The sequence below is a fragment of the Paenibacillus sp. S33 genome, from assembly GCF_053615415.1.
Window position 1 is genome coordinate 1,728,051 of the sequence record NZ_JBSIEZ010000001.1, and the last position, 22,376, is coordinate 1,750,426.

The 22,376-nt window shown below is 45.3% G+C and carries 21 protein-coding genes and 1 pseudogene; 15 read left to right on the plus strand and 7 right to left on the minus strand.

Annotation, left to right across the window (positions count from 1 at the left end; all coding sequences use genetic code 11):
- The first annotated feature begins 12 nt into the window (after positions 1-12).
- From ACWGXJ_RS08110 to ACWGXJ_RS08130, 5 genes are all read left to right on the plus strand, one after another.
- Entirely contained in the window at positions 13-894 is an 882-nt protein-coding gene (locus tag ACWGXJ_RS08110) for a carbohydrate ABC transporter permease (protein WP_013309484.1), read from the plus strand.
- An 18-nt stretch (positions 895-912) separates the two neighbouring features.
- Positions 913-2,532, plus strand: coding sequence for an ABC transporter substrate-binding protein (locus ACWGXJ_RS08115; RefSeq protein WP_254326027.1), 1,620 nt, complete (start codon positions 913-915; stop codon positions 2,530-2,532).
- Positions 2,533-2,630: 98 nt separating this feature from the next.
- Positions 2,631-4,169: a glycoside hydrolase family 32 protein gene (locus tag ACWGXJ_RS08120; protein WP_452566529.1), complete on the plus strand. Its 1,539-nt coding sequence runs from the start codon at positions 2,631-2,633 to the stop codon at positions 4,167-4,169.
- A 243-nt stretch (positions 4,170-4,412) separates the two neighbouring features.
- On the plus strand, positions 4,413-4,961 hold the full coding sequence (locus ACWGXJ_RS08125) for a helix-turn-helix domain-containing protein (RefSeq protein WP_039269838.1): 549 nt from the start codon (positions 4,413-4,415) through the stop codon (positions 4,959-4,961).
- 100 nt (positions 4,962-5,061) lie between these two features.
- A complete protein-coding gene (locus tag ACWGXJ_RS08130; RefSeq protein WP_013309488.1) occupies positions 5,062-5,577 on the plus strand; it encodes an acyl-CoA thioesterase in 516 nt (171 codons plus the stop codon).
- A 111-nt stretch (positions 5,578-5,688) separates the two neighbouring features.
- Here the strand turns inward: ACWGXJ_RS08130 and ACWGXJ_RS08135 are convergent, their stop codons facing one another.
- On the minus strand, positions 5,689-7,155 hold the full coding sequence (locus ACWGXJ_RS08135) for an RICIN domain-containing protein (RefSeq protein WP_452566530.1): 1,467 nt from the start codon (positions 7,153-7,155) through the stop codon (positions 5,689-5,691).
- A gap of 227 nt (positions 7,156-7,382) precedes the next feature.
- Here ACWGXJ_RS08135 and ACWGXJ_RS08140 point away from each other — a divergent pair, with 227 nt between their 5' ends.
- Together ACWGXJ_RS08140 and ACWGXJ_RS08145 are read left to right on the plus strand one after the other, a co-directional pair.
- On the plus strand, positions 7,383-8,075 hold the full coding sequence (locus tag ACWGXJ_RS08140; protein WP_452566531.1) for a 4'-phosphopantetheinyl transferase family protein: 693 nt from the start codon (positions 7,383-7,385) through the stop codon (positions 8,073-8,075).
- 51 nt (positions 8,076-8,126) lie between these two features.
- Positions 8,127-9,716 (plus strand): amidohydrolase, encoded by a 1,590-nt coding sequence (locus ACWGXJ_RS08145; protein ID WP_452566532.1) that lies wholly within the window; start codon positions 8,127-8,129, stop codon positions 9,714-9,716.
- Between the two features lie 69 nt (positions 9,717-9,785).
- Here ACWGXJ_RS08145 and ACWGXJ_RS08150 read toward each other — a convergent pair whose 3' ends face one another.
- From ACWGXJ_RS08150 to ACWGXJ_RS08160, 3 genes are all read right to left on the minus strand, one after another.
- Complete coding sequence (locus ACWGXJ_RS08150; RefSeq protein WP_452566533.1) at positions 9,786-11,411, minus strand: S-layer homology domain-containing protein; 1,626 nt, start codon at positions 11,409-11,411, stop codon at positions 9,786-9,788.
- 157 nt (positions 11,412-11,568) lie between these two features.
- On the minus strand, positions 11,569-12,420 hold the full coding sequence (locus ACWGXJ_RS08155) for a DegV family protein (protein ID WP_069291558.1): 852 nt from the start codon (positions 12,418-12,420) through the stop codon (positions 11,569-11,571).
- Between the two features lie 32 nt (positions 12,421-12,452).
- On the minus strand, positions 12,453-12,932 hold the full coding sequence (locus ACWGXJ_RS08160) for a hypothetical protein (RefSeq protein WP_452566534.1): 480 nt from the start codon (positions 12,930-12,932) through the stop codon (positions 12,453-12,455).
- Positions 12,933-13,151: 219 nt separating this feature from the next.
- On the opposite strand from ACWGXJ_RS08160, the gene ACWGXJ_RS08165 reads away from it, so the two are divergent.
- Positions 13,152-13,535, plus strand: coding sequence for a DUF423 domain-containing protein (locus ACWGXJ_RS08165; protein WP_322158499.1), 384 nt, complete (start codon positions 13,152-13,154; stop codon positions 13,533-13,535).
- Between the two features lie 106 nt (positions 13,536-13,641).
- On the opposite strand, the gene ACWGXJ_RS08170 is transcribed toward ACWGXJ_RS08165, so the two are convergent.
- From ACWGXJ_RS08170 to infC, 3 genes and pseudogenes are all read right to left on the minus strand, one after another.
- Positions 13,642-14,190 carry a hypothetical protein gene (locus ACWGXJ_RS08170; RefSeq protein WP_452566535.1) on the minus strand — a complete coding sequence of 183 codons (549 nt, stop codon included), beginning with the start codon at positions 14,188-14,190 and terminating at the stop codon, positions 13,642-13,644.
- Positions 14,191-14,558: 368 nt separating this feature from the next.
- A pseudogene (locus ACWGXJ_RS08175) lies at positions 14,559-15,008 on the minus strand (kanamycin nucleotidyltransferase C-terminal domain-containing protein); the annotation flags it as partial.
- A gap of 60 nt (positions 15,009-15,068) precedes the next feature.
- Positions 15,069-15,581, minus strand: coding sequence for a translation initiation factor IF-3 (gene infC, locus ACWGXJ_RS08180; RefSeq protein ID WP_250261899.1), 513 nt, complete (start codon positions 15,579-15,581; stop codon positions 15,069-15,071).
- Between the two features lie 168 nt (positions 15,582-15,749).
- Between infC and ACWGXJ_RS08185 the strand changes: the two genes are divergently transcribed.
- From ACWGXJ_RS08185 to ACWGXJ_RS08215, 7 genes are all read left to right on the plus strand, one after another.
- Entirely contained in the window at positions 15,750-16,745 is a 996-nt protein-coding gene (locus ACWGXJ_RS08185; protein WP_165176047.1) for an ABC transporter substrate-binding protein, read from the plus strand.
- Positions 16,742-18,790: an iron ABC transporter permease gene (locus ACWGXJ_RS08190; protein ID WP_452566536.1), complete on the plus strand. Its 2,049-nt coding sequence runs from the start codon at positions 16,742-16,744 to the stop codon at positions 18,788-18,790. The genes ACWGXJ_RS08185 and ACWGXJ_RS08190 overlap by 4 nt, the downstream gene beginning before the upstream one ends.
- 130 nt (positions 18,791-18,920) lie before the next feature.
- Positions 18,921-19,232: an ArsR/SmtB family transcription factor gene (locus ACWGXJ_RS08195; protein WP_023987858.1), complete on the plus strand. Its 312-nt coding sequence runs from the start codon at positions 18,921-18,923 to the stop codon at positions 19,230-19,232.
- Positions 19,233-19,308: 76 nt separating this feature from the next.
- On the plus strand, positions 19,309-20,484 hold the full coding sequence (locus ACWGXJ_RS08200; protein ID WP_452566537.1) for an MFS transporter: 1,176 nt from the start codon (positions 19,309-19,311) through the stop codon (positions 20,482-20,484).
- A gap of 298 nt (positions 20,485-20,782) precedes the next feature.
- A complete protein-coding gene (locus ACWGXJ_RS08205) occupies positions 20,783-21,046 on the plus strand; it encodes a hypothetical protein (RefSeq protein ID WP_452566538.1) in 264 nt (87 codons plus the stop codon).
- Between the two features lie 98 nt (positions 21,047-21,144).
- The gene (locus ACWGXJ_RS08210) at positions 21,145-21,822 is read left to right on the plus strand and encodes a VOC family protein (RefSeq protein WP_452566539.1); all 678 of its coding nucleotides are present in this window, start codon (positions 21,145-21,147) and stop codon (positions 21,820-21,822) included.
- Positions 21,823-21,919: 97 nt separating this feature from the next.
- Entirely contained in the window at positions 21,920-22,375 is a 456-nt protein-coding gene (locus ACWGXJ_RS08215) for an N-acetyltransferase family protein (protein WP_452566540.1), read from the plus strand.
- Position 22,376 lies beyond the last annotated feature (1 nt).

Here is a 22,376-nt window from a genome sequence, read left to right on the forward strand (position 1 = left end):
AAGGAGGTATTTATGGATATTCATTACACCGGGAAGGACCGGATTCTGCTCATCATCAATTATATTCTACTTGGTTTGTTTGTTCTCGCTATTCTGTTACCGCTGGTTTATGTGGTGCTTTCGTCCTTTTTAACTCCAAATACCCTGATTACCAAAGGGTTTGCCATTACATCATCAGACTGGACACTCACGGGATATGCCAAAATCCTAAGCAACAGTGCCATGATCCGCGGTTTTTTTAATGCTATTTTTTATTCAGCAGCCTTTGCGTTCGCAACCGTATTATTTTCCGTCTTCGCGGCTTATCCGCTTGCGATTGAAGAGTTGGTAGGGAAACGGTCCATTATGATCTTTTTCCTGATAACGATGTTTTTCGGTGGCGGTCTGATTCCTACCTACCTGGTGATTAAGGATTTAGGCATGTTGAATACGGTCTGGGCCATTATTCTGCCCGGCTCGATCAGCGTATTCAATATTATTCTGGCAAAGACTTATTTCCAGGGACTTCCGAAAGAATTGTTCCAGGCGGCGAGTATAGACGGAGCTTCCGAGCTCAGTATTTTCTTTAAAATCGTCCTGCCGCTTTCCAAGCCTATTATTTTTGTTCTAGCTTTATACGCTTTTGTCGGACAGTGGAATTCTTATTTCGACGCCATGATTTATCTGGATGATCCGAAGCTGTTTCCGCTTCAACTAGTACTGCGCTCCATTTTGATACAGAATCAGGTTCAGCCCGGCATGATTGCCGATGCGATGGCACAAGCGGAGCTTAAGAAATTGTCTGAAATGATTAAGTACTCTGCCATTGTCATATCAAGTTTGCCTTTGATTGTCATGTATCCATTCTTCCAGAAGTATTTCGAAAAGGGTGTCATGGTAGGTTCGATCAAATAACAAATCGGGGGAATAGAGATGAAAAAAACATTACTAACCTTGTCTGTGTTGGCACTTTCTACTTCACTGCTTGCCGGATGTGGCGGTTCAGGCAATAATTCTGCGGCATCCGAAGATTACAAGCTGGAAAATGTTACTCTGCCGCTTAAAGAGAAAGTTACTTTGCATTTTATGACTCAAAGCTCACCGCTGGCACCTTCCGATCCAAATGAAAAGTTGATTTATAAAAGACTGGAAGAAAAAACAGGGGTGCATATCGATTTTACCAACTTCACCTCCGATTCCTTCATTGAAAAAAGAAACCTTGCTGTTGCCAGTGGAGATCTTCCAGATGCCATACTGGATGCCGGATATTCTGATTATGATTTGTTGAATCTCGGAAAGGATGGAACTATTATCCCTTTAGAGGATTTGATTCAAAAATATATGCCGAATCTGCAGAAGGTATTGAAGGAAGCACCTGAGTACAGATCCATGATAACCGCACAGGACGGGCACATTTATGCCTTTCCTTGGATTGAAGAACTGGGTTCTGAGAAGGAGAGCATTCATTCTGTAAACGACATGCCATGGATCAATGTGGAGTGGCTGAAAAAGCTGGGACTTAAAATGCCAAAAACCACCGAGGATTTAAAAAAAGTTCTGCTCGCATTTAAAAATGGCGACCCTAACGGAAATGGCCAAGCGGATGAAATCCCGCTGTCCTTTATGCTCAATAACGGCAATGAGGACCTGAATTTTCTGTTCGGATCATTCGGTCTTGGGGACAACGGCGATCATACGGTAGTGACCAATGAGGGGAAAGTGGTCTTCACTGCCGATCAGGATGGTTATAAAGAGGGGATTAAATATCTTAATGAGCTGTATAAGCTGAACCTGATCGACGAAGAGTCATTCGAGCAAGATTACAATACGTATCTGGCCAAAGGCCAGAATGAAAAATATGGTCTCTACTTTCAATGGGATAAGGCGAACATCTCAGGAGATAACGATAAATATGAATTGATGAATCCGCTCGCCGGACCAAGCGGTGAAGTCAATGTGACCCGCACGAACAATCTCGGCTTTGACCGGGGGAGAATGGTGATTACCAGTGACAACAAAAATCTTGAGCTTACGGCAAAATGGATTGACCAACTGTATGATCCTATCCAGTCCGTACAGGACAACTGGGGCACCTACGGTGACAAAACTCAGCAGAACATTTTTGAATACGATGAAGCGAGTCATATGCTGAAGCATCTTCCGCTTAAGGGAACGGCCCCTGTCGAGCTGCGGCAAAAAACGAATATCGGCGGTCCATTGGCAATTCTTGACGAGTATTACGGAAAAGTAACGACCAAGCCCAATGATGCAGTGGGACGGCTTAAGCTCATGAAGGAAAGACTCGTTCCTTATATGAAGGCTGACCATAATTTCCCGAAAGTCTTCTTCTCGTTGGAGGATCAGAAGCAGATCTCCACATTGGAAACCGATTTGTTTGCTTACGTTAACCGCAAGCGGGCGGAATGGATCAAGACGGGTAAAGTGGAAGAAGAATGGGCCGAATATAAAGCCGAGCTGTCCAGACTGGGGCTAGATAAATGGCTGGAAATCAAACAAAAAGGCTATGACAGATATCTTAAAGATCAAGGCTGAAACATTTAAATGGTAGTATCTCAAATTCATTTGCAAACGAGCAAACTCAAATTATTATGTTAAATACCTTATCAACAATTAAAAGGAGAGCGGATACTATGAAAGAATTAAAAAGTAACTATAGTGAAACGTACAGGCCTCAATTTCATTATTCACCGGAGAAAAATTGGATGAACGATCCCAACGGCTTGGTTTACTTTGAAGGAGAGTACCACCTGTTCTACCAGCATACCCCCCATGATACGCAACCTGATTTTGGCAACATGCATTGGGGTCATGCGGTAAGCAAGGATCTAGTGCATTGGACTGAGCTTCCACCGGCAATTCCACCTGGGGAGGACGGAGCGATCTTCTCGGGGAGTGCGGTGGTGGATAAGAACAATACCAGCGGATTTTTCGACGAGGAAGGATCAGGATTGGTTGCCATTTATACGAATGAGGGCAACAAGGCTCAGCCTGGAAAGCCGCAGGTGCAAAGCATTGCTTACAGCAAGGATAAGGGTCGAACCTGGACAAAATATGAAGGTAACCCGGTTTTATTTCCAACGGACACGCTAGACTTTCGTGATCCGAAGGTGATTTGGCATGATGAATCATCAATGTGGATCATGGTTCTTGCCGTAAGGGACCGTGTAGAATTTTACACATCTCCAAACCTGAAAGAATGGTCTTTTGCAAGCGAATTCGGTTCCGACATTCCGCATATCCACCGAGGGATATTTGAATGTCCTGATATATTTCGAATCCAAGTGGATGAGGATCCTAATACCACGAAGTGGATTCTGATGCTAAGCGTCGGGGATAGAAATGGTGTGAATCCAGACGATCCGGAACCACCGGCAGGCGGTTCTGGCATGATGTATTTCGTAGGCAGCTTTGACGGTAAGTCGTTCACGCCAGATGAAGCGTTGGAATCTATCGATACTATCAAATGGGTAGACTATGGATCAGACTTTTACGCGGCCGTGACCTGGAATGGCATTCCAAACGAGGACGGACGAAAGATTTGGGTCGGCTGGATGAACAATTGGCGTTATGGTACCACGCTACCTTCAGAGGAATGGCGTGGCAAGATGTCAATTCCTCGTGAGTTACAGCTTAGAACTTATCCGGAGGGACTTCGCCTAATCCAAACACCTATAAATGAATTAAGTCAGCTAAGAAAACCAATTTTGTCTCTGCAAGACTTGACGATTAAGCCAGGTATGAACGTGTTGTCTGATATTTTCGCAGCCAAGGCAGAAATTATTGTAGAATTTGAAATCGGTACTGCCGTGGAATTCGGGTTTAAAGTACGGAAGTCCGCCAATCAGGAGACGATCATCGGATATAATATCTCGAATGAGGAATTGTTCGTCGATCGGACGAAGTCGAGCGCCACTGATTTTCATTCCGATTTCACAGCAATACACAAGGCCACTATGAAGCCAGAGAATGAGAGGATACAGTTGAGCATTTATCTGGATTGGTCAAGTGTCGAAGTCTTCGGCAATCATGGAAAAGCAATCATTTCAGACATGATTTTTCCGGACTTCGAAAGTAAGGGTTTAGAACTCTACGCCATTGGTGGAGAACTAAGGGTCGTGTCGCTTCAGATCAATGATCTGGTAAGCATTTGGGGAAATGAGAATGTTTAGACGTTAACTATTGATATTATTCAAATTTTAATTATCTCACGAAGGAACTCATTGAGTAGCGAGTGTCAAATTGATTTTTCAATTTGACACTTTTTTATATTGGATAAGATAATGAGTTTGTGTAAGCTAGATAGCAATAAGGCTGTTAAGACTTAATTGTAGATTCATTTTCGAATGAACCTCTCTCGAGTAAATTGTGTATTCTTCTTATATAGACTTTTGGATACAAGGAGGCAACGTTCCGTGGATTCAATGCAGCATATTATTGGCTCTAATTTGGCTCAAATCAGGAAGACTAGAGGATTAAGTTTGGATAAGGTGGCTGAACTGACAGGGGTCAGCAAAGGGATGCTGGCTCAGATTGAGAAGGGGAAATCCAATCCTACGGTAACAACCCTTTGGAAAATTGCGAACGGTCTGCATGTATCCTTCTCCACCTTTCTCAAAGAAGACCCGCCGCAAATCACGAAGATTCGGAGGGAAGACCTGCATCCGGTTATTGATGAGGATGGTAACTATTTTGTTTACCCTGTATTCCCGTATCACGCTGAAAAGAAGTTTGAGGTGTTCACGGTAAGTCTGAAGCCAGGCTTTACACACCAGGCAGAGAAGCATCTGGGTGAGGAAACGATTCTCATGATCCGTGGGGAGATGTACTTTGAAATGCAGGGGCAACAGCTCAAGCTGAGTGCAGGGGATGCTGTGCAATTCCAAGTATCTGACATACATACCTACCGCAATGATTCGGAAGAGGATGCCGATTTTTATGTATTGATTTATTATGCGGATTAGTGGGATGATTAGCATAGTCTAAAACAGGCTTCCACATCAGGATTTTGCAAAATCCAGAGATATAAAAAGAGAGCAACGAGGAAAAGAGAGGAAAGAACCCATGGAAAGCAAGTACATCCGAGAAACCTACTGCTTCAAGACGTCCCGAGTATTTCCCAACGATATCAACAATCATAACACGCTCTTCGGCGGCCGATTGATGTCGTATATCGACGATATCGCATCTATTGCAGCTGCTAAGCTGTGTCGTACGAACACAGTTACAGCCTCTACGGATTCGGTGGATTTTTTGCTACCTATCCATCCGAGTGATTCTGTCACGCTGGAAGCGTTCGTAACCTGGACAGGCCGTAGCTCGATGGAGGTGTTCGTAAAGGTAATTCGTGAAGGACTGATGACTGGCGACCGAAAAATCGCAGCCACCGCCTTCCTGACCTTTGTGGCATTGGACGAGAACAACCGTAAAGTGACCGTGCCGCAGGTGATTCCAGAAACAGAAGAGCAGTTACAATTGCACCAGACGGCTCCATCACGCGCAGCCATACGGCGTCAGCGGAGGGAAGAAAGCAAGCAGCTGGCTAGTTTTCTGACAACAGATTATCCGTGGGAACTGTAACGTACTAGAGATTATCAATTTCATCGTTTTACGTAAAAGGGAGCCGTCTTTTCCGTTAGCAGTCGACCATGATCTGCTTGGAATACGGCTCCTTTTGAAAATAACTTGAAGCTATTCTACTTTAACTACACGGAAATGCTGATTTGTCCCACCGTTATCGCCCCATTGAATGGCTTTAGCTCCATCGGCGGTGGCGCCTTCAGAAATATCGATCAGCTTGCCGGTTGCCCGATTTTTCAGCTTGTAATAACCACCGGTTACGGATACTAATTGCCAATGCTGACTGGACCAGCCTCCGTCGCTCCACTGCTCAATAACTGTACCGTCTGTTGTCGTACCGCTTTCAACACCAATTAGCTTTCCGCTGTTGCGGTTCATAATTTTATAATATCCGCTGCCTGCATCCTTGAGCTGCCATTGCTGGTTTGCTGCCCCGGAATTTGCACGCTGCTCCAGATCTGCGCCGTCCGTCGTTGCATTGCCAATAATGCTTAGTGGCTTATTGCTCTTGCGATTCACTAGCTGATAATAGGCATCCGGATCAATGGCAATTGGCGTCGTTATCCCCTCGACCACACCACTGGCGGTGTCAATATTAATGCTGTCGAACCAATCCATGGCTAATGAAGTCGCTGTTGGAAAACGCAGTGGCAACCATACATATTGAGAATCCTGCACAGGACCGCTCCACGCACCCGCCCAACGGTCGCCCAAATACAGGTATGAAGTTGTCTGGGCACCTTCAACAGGGATCACGTAAGCCGACTGTGAACCATATGTCGTACCGTCCCCGAAGTTTATCGTATTACTCCAGGTTCCTTCAATGCTGGATGCGGTAGCATACTTGGCCTGATTGGGATTCCAGCCGGTTGCCCCGGATGTAATCAGGAAGTAGACGTCTCCTTTTTTGAACATCGCCGGAGCTTCACGATATTGTCCAGGCCAAAGTGTAGTCACCAGCGATTCAACTTGCAGAAAATCCGGTGTCAGTCGATAAATGTTCAGATCTGCGTTTACCCGGGTAGCCGAAATGAGGTAAGCTGTACCGTTATCGTTGTATACGGTCATATCGCGCGAATCGTAATCCAGAGGACGGAAGCTGCCCTGATACGTGTAATCGCCGTCCACCGTATCGGAAGAGGCGACAGCCACTCGGGCCTCGTTGTAATTAACCCCATTCTCCTTGTGCATCCATAATACGTATTTACGTGTTTTTTCATTATAAATCACTTTCGGACGTTCAATATTCGAAACATTCAGCTCTACGGCGGAGCTGCTGGTCAGTACGTTTTTACGAAACTCCCAGTTTTTTAAATCAGAGGAACGGTAGGCGGATACCGCCTTGAATGTGCCGTTGGGATTACGATTTTCACCAAACCAATAATAGTAACCGTCTACTTTAATCATACCACCCCCATGGGCATGGACCACGTTTCCATCTGTATCTTTAAACTGAATGCCATTCACAACATTCGCTGAAGCGGCTGAAGCGATCTTAGGTGAAAACATCTGAAAAATGCTCAACGTCAGCAAAATAGAGAGCATAATACACAGCAAGCGGGCAAAATCATATTTCATTGTTTCGTCCTCCTCTGTATGTTTTATTTTAAAGCGCTTTCATTAATGGACTCTATGAAGTAGTTTTAATAGAGCTACTTATCCCAATTGTATCCATATTGAATTGAAAGTGCTAGAGTAGTATATTGACCATGTACACGGCACACGCCATCCAGATCTAACAGACTTCCATCGAACGGTGAGTGTTACAAACTGGCTGATATTCATTAGGTATACAGGAGGCAACCATGAAAATATACGCGATTGATACGAGCAAGCCGGAGGCTGAGGAGCATTACGAATCACTGGTAAATCAGGTTTCGCTGGAAAAGCAGCAGAAGTTAGGTCGTTTTTTACATCGGGAAGATGCTTTGAGAGGCTTATATGCCGATGTGCTGCTGAGATGGTTGGCCTGCCGGCAATTGAAGGTATCTAATGCCAGTCTTCAATTTACATACAATGCATTCGGTAAGCCTTCCTTGATCAATGCACCCGCATTCCATTTTAATGTTTCTCACTCGGGAAAATGGGTGGTATGCGCTATTGATGATCACCCGCTTGGAATCGACATTGAACAGCTCCGTCCTATTGATTTTAAGGTAGGTAGAGTGTGCTTTTCAGACACAGAGTATGATGCGTTAATGCGTCAGGACGCAGACAGCCGCTTATCGTATTTTTACGATCTATGGACGCTTAAGGAAAGCTTTGTCAAGGCCGAGGGGCAGGGACTAACCCTACCGTTGAAGTCTTTTTCATTTGAGCTAAAGGCACAACCATTCATTGGCTTCACGACAGAGGGCTTTACCACCGAGTATTGTCATTTTAAGCAGTATGAGCTGGATCAGGATTATAAAATGGCTGTCTGTGCAGCTCATGACCAATTTGCCCAGCAGGTGCAGCAGATAGATATAAATACACTACGCTTGGAAGTGGCAACATAGGCGTAATATGAAGTGGATATGCGTATAGTTGAAAAAAGGAGATGAGTGGCGTTGACATTCGTTTTGTTCAAGCACGGCCGGTTGTATGGGGAGTGGGTTTCGAAAGGAGACTCCATCGTTGTACAGCATGGACGGATACAGGCCATCGGGTATGCTCGGGAGCTTGAATTACAGTTGTCCGGTAAGGAATATGAAACTGTGGATTGGGAAGACGCCTATGTACTGCCAGGCTTAACCGATTCACATATGCATTTGTCTATGCATGGTATGAAGCTGGCTATGCTGGATTTAACATCAGCTACCTCCAAGGAAGAGATGCTGGCTATGCTGCGCAAACGGGTCGCTGTAACACCGCCAGGAGAATGGATTTTAGGACTCAACTGGAATGAAAATGCGTTTATTCCTGTTGAAATACCGGATATAGCCGAGCTGGATGCCATTACAGATCAGCATCCGGTATATCTCACTCGTACGTGCTTTCATACGTTCTTGGCCAATTCAGAGGCATTTCGACGTGCGGGTATTAACGAGGACACCCCTGACCCGGCTTCGGGAGCCTATGGGCGAGATGCAGATGGACGGTTGAACGGATTGATTTTTGAGGAAGCATCCTTTGCCTTTACTAGCGTGCAGCCAGAGCCGGATTATTCGGTTAAGAAGGATACGATTCGGCGGGCTTGCATGGATGCGCTAAGGCTTGGTTTGACTGCTGCGCACACAGAGGATTTACGTTTTTTGGGCAGCGTGGAGACGATGCAGCAAATTTACAGGGAGCTGAGGGAAGAAGGTCTTCCTTTTCGCACACACCAGCTCATCTATCATCCATTTTTGGAAGAAGCGAAAGTGCAAGGGCTGCGTGCAGGTACCGGAAATGAGTGGTTTAAAATCGGTGCGATAAAAATATTTGCCGATGGCGCTATTGGTGGAAGAACGGCATTATTATCCGAACCTTATAGTGATGCTCCACATACCTGTGGAATGGCGATCCAACCGCAGCCTGAGCTGAAACAGATGGTGGCTGCTGTCAGAGCCGCAGGCTATCCGGTGGCTGTGCATGCCATAGGGGATGGGGCGGCGCACATGATTTTGACAGCGATGGAGGCTCATGCGCTCACGGAGGAAAGCGGTTTGCCAGACCGCCTGATCCATGGACAGGTGCTCAGGGGTGATTTGGTCAAGAGAATGGCGAAGCTGCCGCTGATCGCGGACATCCAGCCCCGTTTTGTCGCAAGTGACTTCCCTTGGGTACTGGGTCGGGTGGGGAAAGAACGGACTGAATATTTATATGCCTGGAAAAAGCTACTGGAAGCAGGCATTCCATGTGCTGGAGGTAGCGACGCGCCGATTGAGCCGTTAAACCCTTTTCTTGGTATTCATGCGGCAGTGACTCGTGCCAAGCCGGAAGAAATGCATGAGGGCTATCTTCCCGCTGAAAAGCTGGATGTACATGAAGCCATTCATTTGTTTACCACGGGAAGCGCAGTAGCAGCCGGTGAGGCTGATGAAAGAGGGACGATAGCTGAAGGGAAAGCCGCTGACTTTACAGTCATTGACCGTGATGTATCGGAAAGCCCGCAAGCTTTACTTGATGTTAAGGTACGAATGACAGTTGTAAACGGGAAAGTTGCATATCGGTCATAGGCTGGGGATAAGTATATATGTCAAAAGCCTTCAACTTCACTTTTCATGTGAGGTTGAAGGCTTCGTATTTTATAAACCACGCTGTATAAATCGGTCTGCGTTTTTTACACTGGACCACAGATCAGAGCTTGCTCCGCCCGGATACCAGTAGGCGAAGCCAGCAAACCCAGCATCCTGTCCCAAGCGATACTTACGAGTGAAGGATCGTCCTTCCTCGAGCCACAGCTTATGAAGCTGCGTGTCTTTGTAAGACACGGTATACTGCTGAATATCCTCATTCCAGATTGGTTTGGAGCCGGAACGAGATACTAGCTGGTTTTGCTGATCTAATGAAATATCAGAGGAAGCGATTGATTGCCCGCTAGTGTTAAGCGTCCAGTTCCGTGTAAATAATGGTAACGCCAATATCGCTTTCTCCGGATAGGTGGTTTGTACAAAACGCCGCACGCTTTCACGGAGCCATGGCAGTGAGGACACAGAGCCGGGGATCGAGCTACCTCCCCAATGCTCGTCATATCCCATCAGGATCAGATAGTCTGCCGCAGCGCCAAGCTGTTTATAATCAAACGCGGCAGTCCAGTCCGTTCCGTAATCAGGGGATACACAAATCGCCAGTACCGTATTCTGACTCTTCAACTTAGCTTTTAATTGTTGGACGAACAATGTTAAATTGGCACGATCCTGACCATCTACATTTTCAAAATCAATGACAAGTCCGTTCAAACCGTACACAGATACGGCATTAGCAAGCTGAGTTATAGTCGTATTTCGTAGAACCTCACTGGACAGAATTTGGTGCGTCAGTGCCAGGTTGGAACGGTTGCCTACCATCGCCCAGATATTTTTATGATACTGTTTGGCCCAGGCAAGCAGCGACGAATTGGTATAATCGCTGATAATACCTGTTTCATTTAGAAAAAACCAACGTGGTGATAGGGTGTTGATGTTGGATTGGAGCACCGTATTTTCAAACTGCTGAACGGTTTGATCATATTGCCAGCCTATTCGGATGGAAGAAGCGGTGGAAGCAGTTTGGTTAGCATGCTTTGTTGAATACGTTAGCAGTCGTTCCAGCAATACTGCTGTTTCTTCACGGGTCAGAGAGGATGCAGGACGGAAATAGTTACTTTCACCTTTCATAAAGCCGTAACGATTTACGGTGGTTACCGCATCAAGGGCCCAATCTGCAATTTCGCCAGTATCTGTGAAGGAGGAAGTAGCATCTCCTGATCCGCCCGAAGAGCGGATGAGACGTGCGATCATTAAGGCCGCTTCTTGACGGGTTATAGGACTATTAGGTTGGAATGTAGCAGACGTTCCCCCCTGAACGATATTAAGTTGAGAAGCCGCTTCAATCCATCCATAGTACCACGTCTTTTTGGCAACATCTCGGTAGGAGGAAACGGCCGCTTGTACAGGCTCCAGACCGAGTGTACGGTCCAGTGCGGTAACCCATTCGGCTCTGGTAACAGCCTTTTTAGGAGAGAAGTAACCAGGTTGTGTACCGTTCAAAATTCCTTTAGCGTGCAGGGAAATAATAGACTGATAGGCATAGCTGTGTGCAATATCTTGGAACGTAGCGCCGGAAGCTGCTGCTGGAGCAGCTAAGTATGAAGTGAATGTTGTGAATATTGTGATGGATGCAGTTGCTGAAAGGGTGAGCCTGGTTAACCAACGTGATCGTTTGGAACTCATACCAAATAACCTTCTTTTTTATGATAGATTGTAGACTCATATATCGTTACTCGACGAATAATACTATCAAAAAGAGGAAAGTTATTCATTGCTAAATTGTTGGAAAAACACCAAAAAACCCGCCACCTATGCGGCAACGGGTTTGATATTGGATAAACTATGCTTTTTTGGCATACATAATACCGATGGTCTGTGGACCACAATGACTGGAAATGACACAGCCTGCTGTAGTTAGCAGTACCTCTTGTGCGTTCGTTTCTTCTTTCAAGCGAGCTTGCAGCATCAGCGCATCTTCCTCGGCCAAAGCGTGCACGACAATAATGATATCGTTATCCATCTGATCTCGTTGATTCAGTGCATTTTGCAGCATCTGATCCAAAGCTTTTTCACGTTTGCCGCGGACTTTGTAGGCAGGCGTCATTTTTCCATCAATCACTTTGATCACCGGACGAATTTTGAGCAGACTGCCGATTAGGTTTTGCATGCCTGAACATCTTCCGCCTTTATACAGGTATTCAAGTGTATCAATGACAAATTCCGTGTCTATGAGCGGCCTGGTTTTCGTCAACATGTCTACAATCTGCTCTATCGTATTGCCGTTGGTTGCCGCACGAGCAGCTTTCATCACAAGCAGGCCAAAGCCGCACGATAAATTCAAGGAATCAAAAACCGTAACGCGGCCTTCCGGAAATTCAGAGGCAGCGAGTAGCGCATTCTGGTACGTAGATGATAGCTCGGAAGACAGACTAATATATAAAATGTCGTCCCCTTGTTCTATGTAGGGCGCAAAGGCTTGAATAAAATCCGACGGAGAAGGTGCGGCGGTACGCGGTAAATGTCCCTCGCGGCTTACACGTTGAAATAATTGTTCCGGGTGAATGTTCACCCCATCCTGCAATGCCTCATCACCAAATACTGTATACAATGGCACAATGCTAATCTCGTACTGTTGACGCCAGTGAGCAGGAACATCACTGGTACTGTCGGCAAAAATTTTAATTTTGTTCATACATTGAATCCTCTCTGTGTGATGCAGAAAAATTATAAAGATTGCACGGAGGAAGGATAGATATCCGCTGTGCTATTCGGAACGGAAAGACCGATGGCCAGAAGAGCAATAAAGCCCACAATAATAAGTGCATTAATGATTAAGCCTGTAATAGCAAAGGTTTTCTTACGGTTTTTTAACGCAATTCCAATGATACCGACCACAAGTCCGCTACAATTCAGCAACAGGCTGCCTAAAAAAATAAAAGGAAGCAATACCGTTCCGGTTTGCTGTAGAGCGACTTCCGGGTTCAACGTTTGGTATTGGCTGAAATGAGCCAGCAGATTAATAACCATAATAGCCAGAATAATATATCCGATCAGGCTGACAAGCGACATAATAAAAGAAGCAATTCCGGGACCGGAATGTTTGAGCTTGACCGGAGGCTGAAACACAGGAGCTTCTGAAAAAACAAGGTGCTCCTCAGACGCAGCAGGTTTTTGCAAATTAGGATCAGGATCTTGGTAACTCATTTTTTCCACTCCTTGAACATAGTCCGAACAGGTACTAATTTTCCACAAAATAAACAAAAAAGCAAGCCACCCTACACATTACCCTTCAAAAGACAGGGGCTAATCATCCAATTCTGTATGCGGTCTGTTCACACACGCTGGCTGGTAAACTTCATACGGTTTCGATAAAATAAGAAGAACATTCGGCTAAAAGGATGAGATGAAAAGGAGTACACAAACATGCAACGAAAATGGATATTTGTGGGATCTATAATGATGATGTTGGCGGTAGCCATTGGAGCGTTCGGGGCACATATTGTGAAAGCCCGGATCGACGCGGATGCTTTGGCCGTGTATGAAACAGGTGTGAAATATCATATGATTCACGCTGTCGGTTTGCTGATCATTGCGTTGGCTGCCGGACAGTGGGGTCCTTCCAACCGTTTAAGATGGGCGGCGCGTCTGTTATTGACGGGTATCATTTTGTTTTCTGGTAGCTTGTATGTGCTAAGTTTGACCGGAATCCGTGTGCTGGGGGCCATTACCCCTCTAGGAGGCGTGTGTTTTATTGCAGGATGGATATTGCTGGCATGGGCTGCCATGAGTCTGAAGAAAGAGGATTAGAGTTCTTTTCGGATAATGCAAAAAAAGAGAATGGACAAGAAAGACGTCATGTTTTTCCTGATCGTTCTCTTTTTTCATGCTTCGTTTTTTTGTGAAGTATTTACATTTACGATGTGATTTCATCGATCTCATTCATTTTAAAGGAGTACACTTGCTTCTCATCTACATGATACACACTCAGTAGGCTATTCTCATGATCCAGATTGAGGATGCGGCAAGGAATGCTGCGCTGTCCGCCATAGCGGTTCACGATTAACCGTACAAGCGTGTTATCTTGAATATAGCGTTTGATCCATTCATACGTACTAAGGTCTTGTTGAATTGCAGGCTTTGGCTGTACGTGGGATTGTTTGATCTCTTGAACGACTGGTGGCTTGTTCGTAATTGCGGCTGATTTCTTTTTAGAGAATTTTTCCGCGAGCGTAGCGGCTGCATTAGATGGGTTATTCACGGCCGACTGTTTTTTTAGGTACAGTGCAGCTTCAATTAAATTGCCAAGTTCGATACCGGATTGAATCCGGCTATCCGCAATTTGTTCATTTTGGCTCAAGAGATTAAGCAGGAACTGAAGGGCCTCTACGTTCGAACGACCTTTAACTAATACATCTACATTAAATAAATAACTGGTTTCGTCTTGATTTGATTCCTTTTGCATACATCCTCCAGCCCAAGCCATGGGTAATTAGTCTTTTATAGTACCTATCAATATATCATTAAAACGTAATCTATCATAGTGCCTAAGGCCCTGTTGTTGGATATTAACAAAAATAAAATCTATATAAAGCCCTATGCGTAATATTTTCTCAGATAAGCAAAGCCAGAGTTACATATACAGAGAATAAAGGAGGTAGGGAGTGAAATCAAGTAGTTTAAATTTTAAATATATTACAGTGGAAAAATATAACGAAGCAGTATCATACATCCAGAAGAAAAGTAAAATCCCCCTTATTGAAAGGGGGATTGGGCATATCAAAAAAATGATATATTATAGTAAACGCAATTAAAGCAATTTTATTTTCGATTAAACTCATACATTTCACCTACAAGCACTTCGTTGATGGCATGCCTGAAATCTTCCTTTGTTGGGGATTCGGCCGCTTCCTTTAATATAGAAAAAAAGTTTTTAGGATCATACAGACGAAGTGGGGAAAAGAAGGGTCCATGTGTCAACGGCCAATCGCCCTCAACAGTAGAGGCAATTTTAAGAAGAATGTCTGAACTACAGACGTTCACCTCAGCTTTCCAGGGCCCTGCCGACCATTCATGGCTAAATTCTACGGGGCCGTTTGGTTCACTCAGTACGCAAAACATTTCAATGTCCGAGAAAGGGCCGTCAGTACCTTTGGCAACAGATCCATAGATCCCTATAGCCAGAATTTTGTCTCTGTATACTTCATGTAACCTCGCAGCTATTTCGTGGCAAGTCTGAAGTCTCTCACTTCGAGAAATGTTGACAGGTCCATTCATGTCCATTAGTGATCTCCCTCTGCTTCCTACGGTCTTAGTGATTTGTCCAATTTACGGATTTGCCATTCAGCGAGGGTTTAATTTCACTTGTGAGCCCTTGCCGCCCGTCTGGATTCCAGTATCCTTGAGTCCGGCTTCCTTCAGATCGACTAGTAACCGCTCTAGTACCGCTTTGGCGACAGGTGCTTCTTTTGCACCAGACGCTTTAACGACCAACTGCACCGGTTTGCCGGAACGCAGATGTTTGTCTGCCTGACGCAGCTTCGTGTCGTAATCATGCTCCTCAATATGAGCAGTGAAGCGAAGCTCCTTGACCTTTTCTTTGCCGCTGTTTCTTGCGGCTCGGCCGACATTCTTGCTTGCTGCTGTTTCTTTTTGCGCCAGCGCTTTTCCTTTGCCCTTTGCGACCAAGCTACAGGGCGGTGGACTGCTCATGAGTGAGGTGCAGACCAGGTCTACCCCTTGGGATCGGGCCATAGCCAAGGCTTCTGACTTGGAGACAACGCCGAGCTTCTCTCCCGCGAGTCCAGTGAGTACCACTTCGTCAGCTTTAATTTGCTCGTTGATTAATACTGCCACGTAAATGTAGCCTCCCTTAAACAATGATAAAGCTATCATATACGGAACCTGTTTGTGATTCAATTTTAGATTCATCCGTATTGACAAAAGTCACTAACCCCTATAATCTTTTACTGATAATGATTATCATTTTCCAATGCAATATACATACAGGGGTGATTGAGAGAAATGAAAAAGATGTTGAATAGCCTATTATTATTTGTAGTTTTTACTATTGTATTGGCGGGCTGCGGTGCAGCTGGGGATAGCTCGAAGACGGAAGGTACTGCAGGGTCTGAGCAGACATCCACAACGGCTGGTCCGGTTACGGTTAAGGACGACCACGGGGAAGTCAAACTGGACAAGCCAGCGGAACGTGTCGTGGTACTCGAATGGACGTTTACCGAGGACCTCATTGCACTTGGCGTACAGCCGGTCGGCAATGCAGACAATGAAAACTACAAGCTGTGGGTAACACCGGAGGCGAAGCTGGCTGATACCGTAACTGATATCGGCACACGGGGCGAACCGAATCTAGAAGCGATTGCGGCGCTCAAGCCGGATCTTATTATCTCTAACGCCGATAACAATGCAGCGATCTATGCGCAGCTTAAAGGAATTGCACCAACGATAGAATTCGATCCTTACAAGGGGAACGGCTATGATTACGACCGTATGGTTGAAATCTTTAAGCAAGTGGCTGTAGCTACCGGTAAAACGGAACAGGCTGATAAGGTCCTAAGCGAACTTGACCAGCACTATGTAGATGCAAAGGCTACATTGGAGAAGGCGGGCAAAGCAGACTTTCACTATGCGCTGACACAGGCCTTTACAGCTCAAAATGCTGCCAGTCTACGAATGTTCAAAGAAAATTCGGTTGTAGTGGGAACGCTTGCGAAAATCGGCATGGTGAACGACTGGAAGTCGGACCAGACCGAGAAATACGGGTTTAGCACCGTTGGCATTGAAGCTCTTCCAGCTGTACAGGACAGCAATTTTATCTATATTACACAAAAGACGGACGATGTATTTGGAGCCGCGATGAAGAACAACTCGGTATGGAACGGACTGAACTTTGTCAAAGAAAAACGGACCTATCCGCTGGACGGTACAACATGGACATTCGGTGGTCCTATCTCATCCAAAGTACTGGTTGATCAAGTAGTTGGAGCTCTGACGAAATGACCCGAACAGACACAACGGGTTTATCGAAGACTTGGCGTGTAGGAAGCATCTTTGGGGGCGGATTGATCGTCCTCATCGTGCTTTTTTTTGTAAGCTTGTGTTATGGAGAGGCTTCAATCCCGCTGCATACAGTAATTGAGGCGTTGACCCAGCGTCAGAATACGCTTGATCATAACATGGTGTGGGATCTCCGAATGCCGCGTACGGTCATCGGAATCCTAGCAGGTGGTGCGCTGGCCATCGCCGGTGCTCTGCTCCAGGCCATCACCAAAAATCCGCTGGCGGCTTCTGATACACTAGGAATTAACGCTGGTGCCTACTTTGTGGTCGTCCTTGGCGCGGTGATGTTTCCCGGATTGCTGCATCAGGCGCCGTTTCTATTTGCCGCTGTCGGCGGCCTGCTTGCAGCGGTACTCGCTTACTTCATGGGCGGGGGACGAGCTGGAAGTCCGATTCGCTTGGCGCTTGCCGGCTTGATTGTATCCATGGTTCTCGGTTCGTTTACCGGAGCTTTGCATATCTTTTATTCATTTGAAACCCAGGGATTGTTTCTCTGGGGTTCTGGCTCGCTTGTGCAAAACGACTGGAGCGGGACAACTTACGCCTGGCCCTGGGTCGTAGGACTCTCGGTCATTGCCGTTCTGCTGTCAAGACAGTTTGATGTCCTGGATCTGGATGAGTCCACATCCACGTCGCTCGGACAAAAGGTTAGCTTGACCCGGGCGGTGGGAATTGTATTGGCTGTCCTGCTGTCGACCATTACAGTCAGCGTCATTGGACCCATTGGTTTTGTGGGTTTGGTAGCTCCGCATTTGGTGCGCTTAAGCGGTCTAAAAATGCATCGCTGGGTGCTGCCTGGTTCCTTCCTGTGGGGGGCATTACTGTTGACCGGCGCTGATGTGCTGGCGAAAATGGTTCACCAATCAAGCATGGATCTGCCGACCGGAGCAATGATGGCCTTGATTGGGGCTCCTTGGTTAATTTGGTTGATTCTGTGGAAGATGAAGCTGCCTTCTGGTATTAGTGGACAATCTTCAATGAACATAGGTGTGCGCTCCCGGAAATTACCGTATGGCAGACTGGTCATGTTGCTTGGGTGCGGTGCTGTGCTGTTGACCGTATTCAGCCTGATGTTTGGAGGAATGCGAATTCCGGTCGGCGATTTGCTGTCCGGCCTGTTCGGCGGTGGGAACGCAAATTCGGCTTTGCTGCAGTTTAGAATTCCGCGCACGCTGGTGGCAGCCGGGGCTGGTGTCGCGCTTGCGGTCAGCGGTGTCTTGATCCAATTAGCCGTTCGTAATCCCTTAGCGGATGCCTCGATCATTGGTGTTTCTTCAGGGGCTGGCTTTGGTGCGCTTGCAGTGATTATCGTTTGGCCTGGGCTGCCTGTTTATATGCTGCCCATCGCGGCGATTGCCGGAGCGACGGTGTCGGCGGCGGTGATCTTCTTTTTATCATGGAACAAGCACCTAAACCCGTCTGTGGTCATCCTACTTGGGATTGCCGTATCAGCGATCGGAGCAGCTGGCATTCAGATACTGATTATCCAAGGTTCGCTCTGGGGCAGCACAGGCTATATTTGGCTGACGGGTAGTACCTACGCTCGAAACTGGGGGCAGGTGGCGACGATTCTGGCTTTTCTGCTCGTGTTGTTGCCAATAGCCTGGTGGCTAGCTCGCCGCTTCGATCTTTTGGTGTTTGACGATAGCAGCGCCATGGGACTGGGACTTCCGGTGCGCCGCACCCGGCTGCTGGCCATGGCAGTGGGTGTGCTGCTGGCGGGCGGAGCGGTGGCCTGTGTGGGTACAGTTGGCTTCATCGGGCTGATTGCTCCGCATATCGTGCGTACGTTGATTGGGCACCATGTACGCCGCTCCATTGTTCTGTCGAGCATCTTGGGAGCGGTAATGTTGGTGCTGGCTGATACGATTGGCCGGACAGTGCTTGCGCCGACCGAAATTCCTTCCGGATTGCTGATCGCACTGATCGGTGCACCGTATTTCCTGTACTTGATGTATCGCTCCAATAAGAGTAAGTCAGTGTAGTTGAATATGTACACAAACAGGCTGTTTCCCAGCGGATTTTCTGTGGGGAAGCAGCCTTTATTATTAATTCTCCTACGTAGTCATTGGGCTTTATATTTACAAATCTAATAAAATAGATATAATGTTTTATATGGAACCGTCATTGATTTATAAAGCATTGTCAAACGAAACTCGTCGTCTAATTATGCTGTGGTTAAAAAAACCAGAAGAGTTTTTTGATGAACAGGCTTATCTAAAACAAGGGCTTAATTTTCAAATTGGTGTATGTGTGGGAGATATTCAGGCTAAAGCGGGACTTGCGCAGTCTGTGATTTCAAGTTATTTATTAACGATGCAAAAATCCGGTTTGTTAGAGTCTGAGCGTATTGGGAAGTGGACGTACTATCGTCGGAATGAAAAAACAATTCGGGAATTTGCCGAGTACGTTCAAAAGGAACTATAAACTGAAAGGAGGTTTTTTTTCACATAACATATCTACAAATCTATATATATAATTAAAATGGAGGCTTATACTTAAAATGAAAAAGGTTAACCCGTTACTTATTATCATTCTGGCTTTAGGCGTATTCGGCATTATTACAACGGAAATGGGGATTATAGGCGTTCTCCCTCAAGTAACCCAAAAATTCAATGTATCAGCTGCCCAGGCTGGTTGGCTCGTCAGTATTTTTTCTTTAGTTGTTGCCATTTCAGGTCCGTTCTTGACCTTACTCGTTTCCGGCATGAATCGTAAAGTCATTCTATTAACCGCTGTATTCAGTTTTGTCATTTCTAATATTGTCTATGCCTATACCACTCATTTTGAGGTCATGCTCATTTTTCGTGTTCTTCCTGCTATTTTTCATCCTGTCTTTTTTTCGGTCGCTCTCGTGACGGCATCTCATCTTGTCCCCCCTGAAAAGAGTAGTAAAGCCGTCACCAAGGTTTTCGCTGGAATTACAGTAGGATTTGCGTTTGGCGTGCCTTTGACTTCCTATCTTGCTGAAAAGATATCGTTAGAAGCTGCTTTCTTGTTTGGAGCTGTCGTAAGCATGATTGCATTTGTGGGAATACTCGTATGGCTTCCTTCCCTGCCCGTTCAGGAAAAGATGTCTTATGGCAAACAGCTTGGTATATTACGTAAACCTCAATTGTGGTTCAACATTGTGACTGTTATTTTTATCTTTGCAGCTATGTTTTCGGTGTATAGCTACTTTGCCGAATATCTTGGAGAAGTAACTCTTATGAACGGGTCATGGATCAGTATGATGTTGATGGTATTTGGAATCATTATGATTTTTGGAAACTTTTTATTTGGAGGATTATTACATAAAAATCTGACAAAGACCGTTATCATGTTTCCTTTGCTATATATGGTCATTTACGCATTCACTTATGCTCTGGGTGCTTCTTTCCTACCGATGATTGTGGTTGTGCTCATTTGGGGGGCCGTGCATTCTGGGGGGCTTATTATTAGTCAAACATGGTTAACCACTGAAGCGAAAGAAGCTCCAGAGTTTGGTAATAGCCTGTTTGTCTCATTTTCTAATCTAGGTATTACGATGGGGGCTGCTACGGGCGGGTGGTTTATCTCTCACTTGGGAATACACCAGCTCATCTGGAGCGGACTGATGTTTGCACTGCTAGCGTTTTTATCTATGATTTTAAAAATAAAATTGTTCAATTCGAATGCAACGGAAGTCAACGTGCGTTAAAATATGGAGAGATATTAGAAGAGTACTCTAGAAGATGATGACCATAAAATGATGCATGGGGTGATGTTGATTGAAATTTCGTATGGACTTCGATCTTAATGACATTCGTAATCGTTATCGGGATTTTGGCGTTGCTCATCTGGGGAGTGATATCCTTAATTAAGCGTTTTCGCTAATCGCAATGAAGGGGTAGGCATCTCTATGTACAGGTGTAACCTTGCATCAATACGTTCAAATTCTCAATTATAACGGGCATACTCAGCGATCAGTAGAGCTTTTAAATGAGGAGATTTTAGATTTGGAAGGTACAGGGCACCGGATTATACATGCTCAACCTTATATTCAGATGGCGGAAACACTTCTTCATCAGAGCAACCCTGTATTAGCTCATAAATATCTCAAGAAGGCATACTCGATTGGAAGTGCAAGAGCATTTCGTGACCAGCCCAAGCTTTATCTCGAATTGGCAAAAAGTAAAGCTCTGGATGAACAGGATATACTACTTCAATTTACGGCGTTAGATGTGAACACGAAACTTCTAAGCGATTTAAAGGATAATTAATAACCAATGTAATGACCTCATACAGTCTGAGATAAAATGCTGATCTGGATACGACGGACTAATGGGCTTCAATATTATTTATGGGGAGGATCAATGCATTGAAATTAATAGAAGTGCTCTTAGGCACCCACAGTTTCGAAGCAATGAAAGCTTTTTACGGCTCTCTCTTGGGTTTGCAGATTGCGGAGGAAGGTCCTTCGCGGTTGTCGTTTCAAGTAGGGGAATCGGTTGTTGCTTTTCAGGAATCCTCCCACATGGAAAATGAGTTTTACCATATTGCCTTTACGATTCCAACAAATAAATTCATAGAGGCAAAACAGTGGGCCATCGACCGTGGGATTTCATTGATTTCAAGACCCCAAGAAGATGATGAGTTTTTTTTCGAAAACTGGAATGCAACAGCGCTTTATTTCTATGATCCAGATCATAACCTTGTTGAATTCATTGCCCATCATACACTCGATAATGCAGTCGCTGAAGCTTTCGGACCCAACTCTATACTTCGTATAAGCGAGATTGGTCTTCCGGTCGATGATGTTCCAGAGGTATCTAGAATAATTACCGAAACATTCCAACTTAATTCATGGGGAGGGGCTGGACAGAAATTCGCACCGCTAGGGGATGTGGAAGGTTCCTTTATTATCATAGACAAGCAACGGCCTTGGTTTCCTGATGATAGGCTTCCGACCGTGTTCAGCATCAGTGTCTTGTTTGAAGGTCCACACTCTGCCAGTCTTTCGCTTCACAATGGTTTGTATGAATTGAGATCAATCTGAGTTAAGGCTTCATCTCATCGCCACCACCCCCGGATTTCTGGAATGAGCCTACGAAAGAGGGAAGTCCGGGGACCACAATACATTCAGGAGAGAATATATGAATATTAGACTACTTAATTCAAATGAAAATTATCCAATAGAGCTTTTGTTACTAGCTGATCCTTCGCACCAACTTGTTGAGGAATATTTGAAAAGAGGGCAGTGTTATGTAGCAGAAATTGACCAGCATATTGTCGGAGTCTATGTCCTTTTACCTACAAGACCTGAAACAGTTGAGTTAGTGAATATAGCAGTATCAGAAGATATGCATGGTAAAGGAATAGGCAGACAATTAGTAACACATGCAATTGAAACAGCCAGGGCACAAGGTTATAAAACGATGGAAATGGGTACAGGAAACTCTAGCATTGGGCAGTTAGCTCTCTACCAAAAATGTGGGTTCAGAATTGTTGGTGTAGATCTAGATTTCTTTGTCAGACACAACTATCTAGAAGAAATTTATGAGAATGGCATACAGTGTAGAGATATGATTCGTATGTCTCAGGATTTATAGA

Excerpts from the sequence above, each read along its gene's own strand:
- ACWGXJ_RS08110 (WP_013309484.1), top strand. The coding sequence starts at position 13 with ATGGATATTCATTACACCGGGAAGGACCGGATTCTGCTCATCATCAAT.
- ACWGXJ_RS08115 (WP_254326027.1), top strand. The coding sequence starts at position 913 with ATGAAAAAAACATTACTAACCTTGTCTGTGTTGGCACTTTCTACTTCA.
- ACWGXJ_RS08120 (WP_452566529.1), top strand. The coding sequence starts at position 2,631 with ATGAAAGAATTAAAAAGTAACTATAGTGAAACGTACAGGCCTCAATTT.
- ACWGXJ_RS08130 (WP_013309488.1), top strand. The coding sequence starts at position 5,062 with ATGGAAAGCAAGTACATCCGAGAAACCTACTGCTTCAAGACGTCCCGA.
- ACWGXJ_RS08135 (WP_452566530.1), bottom strand. The coding sequence starts at position 7,155 with ATGAAATATGATTTTGCCCGCTTGCTGTGTATTATGCTCTCTATTTTG.
- ACWGXJ_RS08140 (WP_452566531.1), top strand. The coding sequence starts at position 7,383 with ATGAAAATATACGCGATTGATACGAGCAAGCCGGAGGCTGAGGAGCAT.
- ACWGXJ_RS08150 (WP_452566533.1), bottom strand. The coding sequence starts at position 11,411 with ATGAGTTCCAAACGATCACGTTGGTTAACCAGGCTCACCCTTTCAGCA.
- ACWGXJ_RS08155 (WP_069291558.1), bottom strand. The coding sequence starts at position 12,420 with ATGAACAAAATTAAAATTTTTGCCGACAGTACCAGTGATGTTCCTGCT.
- ACWGXJ_RS08160 (WP_452566534.1), bottom strand. The coding sequence starts at position 12,932 with ATGAGTTACCAAGATCCTGATCCTAATTTGCAAAAACCTGCTGCGTCT.
- ACWGXJ_RS08165 (WP_322158499.1), top strand. The coding sequence starts at position 13,152 with ATGCAACGAAAATGGATATTTGTGGGATCTATAATGATGATGTTGGCG.
- ACWGXJ_RS08170 (WP_452566535.1), bottom strand. The coding sequence starts at position 14,190 with ATGCAAAAGGAATCAAATCAAGACGAAACCAGTTATTTATTTAATGTA.
- ACWGXJ_RS08185 (WP_165176047.1), top strand. The coding sequence starts at position 15,750 with ATGAAAAAGATGTTGAATAGCCTATTATTATTTGTAGTTTTTACTATT.
- ACWGXJ_RS08190 (WP_452566536.1), top strand. The coding sequence starts at position 16,742 with ATGACCCGAACAGACACAACGGGTTTATCGAAGACTTGGCGTGTAGGA.
- ACWGXJ_RS08195 (WP_023987858.1), top strand. The coding sequence starts at position 18,921 with ATGGAACCGTCATTGATTTATAAAGCATTGTCAAACGAAACTCGTCGT.
- ACWGXJ_RS08200 (WP_452566537.1), top strand. The coding sequence starts at position 19,309 with ATGAAAAAGGTTAACCCGTTACTTATTATCATTCTGGCTTTAGGCGTA.
- ACWGXJ_RS08215 (WP_452566540.1), top strand. The coding sequence starts at position 21,920 with ATGAATATTAGACTACTTAATTCAAATGAAAATTATCCAATAGAGCTT.